At 63.3% G+C, this 4,060-nt stretch carries 3 protein-coding genes; all 3 read left to right on the forward strand.

Annotation, left to right across the window (positions count from 1 at the left end):
- Positions 1-1,134, forward strand: a 1,134-nt coding sequence (locus ACE3RX_RS22760; protein ID WP_374487255.1) for an acetyl-CoA C-acetyltransferase, incomplete at its 5' end; no start/stop codon positions are given.
- A 35-nt stretch (positions 1,135-1,169) separates the two neighbouring features.
- Entirely contained in the window at positions 1,170-1,916 is a 747-nt protein-coding gene (gene phbB / locus ACE3RX_RS22765) for an acetoacetyl-CoA reductase (RefSeq protein ID WP_153170222.1), read from the forward strand.
- Positions 1,917-2,114: 198 nt separating this feature from the next.
- Positions 2,115-3,824 (forward strand): L-lactate permease, encoded by a 1,710-nt coding sequence (locus tag ACE3RX_RS22770; RefSeq protein ID WP_374487256.1) that lies wholly within the window; start codon positions 2,115-2,117, stop codon positions 3,822-3,824.
- Positions 3,825-4,060 lie beyond the last annotated feature (236 nt).

Consider the following 4,060-nt stretch of genomic DNA (forward strand, 5'->3'; position numbering starts at 1 on the left):
GGCAAGTTCGGAGGTGCCCTCGCAAAAGTCGCTGCACCTGATCTGGGTGCCACCGTCATCAAATCCCTGCTTACCCGCTCCGGCATCAGCGGCGACATGGTCAATGAAGTCATCCTCGGCCAGGTGCTGACCGCCGGCGGCGGCCAGAATCCGGCGCGCCAGGCGGTCATCAAGGCCGGCCTGCCGATCGGCGTGCCGGCTTTCGTCGTCGGCAAGGTGTGCGGCTCGGGGCTGAAGGCCACCCATCTGGCGGCGCAGGCCATCCGCTGCGGCGATGCGGACATCGTCATCGCCGGCGGGCAGGAGAACATGAGCGCCGCACCGCACGTCCTGATGGGCTCACGCGACGGCCAGCGCATGGGCGACTGGAAGATGGTCGACACCATGATCAACGACGGCCTGTGGGACGCCTACAACCACTACCACATGGGCACCACTGCCGAAAACGTTGCCAAAAAATACGGCATCTCGAGAGAGGAGCAGGATGCCTTCGCCGCTGCATCCCAGCAGAAGGCCGAGGCCGCGCAAAAGGCCGGCCGTTTCAAGGACGAGATCGTCCCTGTGGAGATCGTCAGCCGCAAGGGCAAGGTGGTGTTCGACACCGACGAATTCATCAAGCACGGCACGACGGCCGAATCGCTCGCCGGCCTCAAGCCCGCGTTCGACAAGGCAGGGTCGGTGACGGCCGGCAACGCCTCGGGCATCAACGACGGCGCTGCCGCGGTGCTGATGATGTCCGCGAGCAAGGCGAAGGAACTCGGCCTCACGCCGCTGGCCCGCATCGCCGGCTATGCTTCGGCGGGCCTCGATCCCACGATCATGGGCATGGGCCCGGTGCCCGCCTCCCGACTGTGTCTGCAGAAGGCCGGCTGGACGGCCGGCGATCTCGATCTGATGGAGATCAACGAGGCCTTCGCCGCACAGGCCTGCGCCGTGAATAAGGAGATGGGCTGGGACACCAGCAAGATCAACGTCAATGGCGGCGCGATCGCCATCGGCCATCCGATCGGTGCTTCGGGATGTCGTGTCCTGGTTACGCTCATCCATGAAATGATTCGCCGCGACGCGCGACGTGGCCTGGCTTCGCTGTGCATCGGCGGTGGCATGGGCGTGGCCTTGGCGATCGAACGATAACCCCGATCCTTTAACACTCGATCAAGGAGACAAGCATGAGCAATTCACGTGTGGCACTGATCACTGGCGGCATGGGCGGTCTGGGCGAAGTCATCTCGACCAAGATGGCTGCGGCCGGCTACAGGGTGGCGGTGACCTACTCACCCGGAAACACCAAGCACGCGGAATGGACGGCGGACATGAAGGCGAAGGGCTTTGACATCGTCGCTGTGCCTTGCGATGTGGCCGACCTCGATTCGTGCGCGCAGGCAGTGGCTGCGGTACGGGCTCAGTTGGGCGAGGTCGACGTGCTGGTCAACAACGCGGGCATCACCCGCGACATGACCTTCAAGAAAATGGATAAGGTCAACTGGGACGCGGTGCTGCGCACCAACCTCGACAGCCTCTTCAACATGAGCAAGCAGGTGGTCGACGGGATGACTGAGCGCGGCTGGGGTCGTGTCATCAACGTGTCCTCGGTCAATGGCAGCAAGGGGGCGTTCGGTCAGACCAACTATTCGGCCGCCAAGGCCGGCGTGCACGGTTTCACCAAGGCGCTGGCGCTCGAAGTGGCCAGGAAGAACGTCACGGTCAACACCATTTCCCCCGGCTACATCGGCACGAAAATGGTCACGGCCATCCCGAAGGAAGTGCTCGATACCAAGATCCTGCCGCAGATCCCGCTGGGACGCCTGGGCAAGCCAGAGGAAGTGGCGGGCCTCATCATCTACTTGGCATCCGAGGAAGCAGCATTCGTGACCGGCGCCAACATCGCCATCAATGGCGGCCAGCACATGCAGTGATCCGCAACGACCAGGACCTGCAGGAGAGCGCAGGTCCGGCCGGCCTTTCCGCCACGCCTCGGGCGCGAGCAGACATGGCCGGTTCGCTAACGCCATTCGAAGTCACACAACATTGATGCATTGACGGCGCGGACTGTCGGATCGGCACCGGCGTACCGGCGGCGCGATCCTCATACAAAATCACAGCAGGAGACACGCATGGAAACCGCCATGATCTGGCAGCAGAACTACGATCCGTTCGGCAACATCATATTGTCGTGCCTGGTCGCGTCGATCCCCGTGATCATCATGATGGCCCTGCTCGGGCTGTGGCACGTCAAGGCGCATTACGCTGCGGGATTGGGCCTGATCTCGGCGCTGGTGATCTCGATCTTCGTGTTCGGCATGCCGGCGAAGGTGGCCGCGCTGGCTGCAGGTTACGGCGCCGCGTTCGGGCTGCTGCCGATTGGCTGGATCGTCTTGAACATCATCTTCCTGCACCAACTGACCGAGGAGGATGGTTCGTTCAAAGTGCTGCAGAACAGTCTGTCGAACATTACCGATGACCGACGACTGCAGTTGCTGCTGATCGCGTTCGCGTTCGGCGCATTCTTCGAGGGCGCAGCGGGTTTCGGCACACCGGTGGCCGTCACGGCCGCGCTGCTGATTGGCTTGGGGTTTAAGCCGCTGGCAGCTTCGGGCCTGTCCTTGATCGCGAATACCGCGCCGGTGGCCTACGGCGCCCTGGGCACGCCGGTCATCGCCTTGTCGGCCGTCACCGGGCTGGATCTGCTGCAACTGTCGGGGATGATCGGCCGCCAGTTGCCGTTCTTCTCCCTGCTGGTGCCCTTCTGGCTGATTTGGGCGTTCGCCGGGTTCAAGGCCATGATGGAAGTCTGGCCAGCCATCCTGGTGGCGGGCCTGTCGTTCGCGGTCTCGCAGTTCCTGGTCTCGAACTACCATGGTCCGTGGCTGGTCGATGTCGTTGCCGCCATCGTGTCGCTGGTTTCGTTGGTGCTGTTCCTCAAGGTCTGGAAGCCGAAGAAGATCTGGACTTCGACTGCGCTGAAGGGTCATGAGCAGGACTCGGGCACACCCGACCTTGAAAGCGAGAAGCCGGTCGGGCATGAAGCCGACGCCGCAGCCGCGATCTTCGCCAAACAGGACCGTCGCGCGATCGTGCTCGCCTGGATGCCGTGGGCGATCCTAACGGTGTTCGTCTTCGTCTGGGGCGTCCCCGACATCAAGAAGGCGCTCGACGGCATCTCGGTCGTCAAGATCCCGTTCGAGGGCCTGCACAACGTGATCGAGAAGGTGCCGCCGGTGGCACAGACGCCGCACAAGGAAGCAGCGATCTACAACTTCAACTACCTGTCGGCCACGGGCACCGGGATCCTGCTCGCCGCCCTGATTGCCGGCCTGTTGATGCGCTACTCGTTCGCCGACCTGTTGCGTATCTACCTGCGCACGCTGTGGCGCGTGCGCTACTCGCTGCTGACCATCGTGCTGATGCTGGCGCTCGGCTACCTGACCCGCTATTCGGGTCTCGATGCGACGCTGGGGCTGGCCTTCGCGCTGACGGGTCCCTTCTATCCGATGTTCGGTACCCTGCTCGGCTGGCTGGGCGTGGCGATCACAGGTTCGGACACCGCGTCGAACGTGCTCTTCGGCGGCCTGCAAAAGGTCACGGCGCAGCAGCTCGGACTCGATCCGGTGCTGATGGCCGCGGCGAACAGCGCCGGCGGCGTAATGGGCAAGATGATCGACGCGCAGTCGATCGTCGTCGCCAGTACCGCCACGCGCTGGTTCAATCACGAGGGTGACATCCTGCGCTACGTTTTCTTCCATTCGGTAGCGTTGGCGGTCCTCGTCGGTGGCCTCGTGACGCTGATGGCCTATGTTTCGCCGTTCACCAAGCTCGTATATTGATATGTTGTCTTCCGGGGCCCGCAATGCCGGCCGCGAGGGCGCGTGGATCGCAATCGACGAGAACCAGCGCTTGGCGCTGGAGCCAGCCGGCGGCGGGGCAGAGGGCCGGTTCCAAGATTGAAAACAGAGAGGAGTTGAGTTCATGGCTTTGCTGATCGGGGTACCGCAGGAAGTAGGCGCCGGCGAAAAACGCGTAGCGACCGTTCCCGAGGTGGTGGGCAAGCTCATCAAGCTGG

This window comes from Zoogloea sp., from assembly GCF_041914405.1.
Taxonomy (GTDB): Bacteria; Pseudomonadota; Gammaproteobacteria; order Burkholderiales; family Rhodocyclaceae; genus Zoogloea.

Coding starts and splice junctions, on each gene's coding strand:
- phbB (WP_153170222.1), top strand. CDS start 1,170: ATGAGCAATTCACGTGTGGCACTGATCACTGGCGGCATGGGCGGTCTG.
- ACE3RX_RS22770 (WP_374487256.1), top strand. CDS start 2,115: ATGGAAACCGCCATGATCTGGCAGCAGAACTACGATCCGTTCGGCAAC.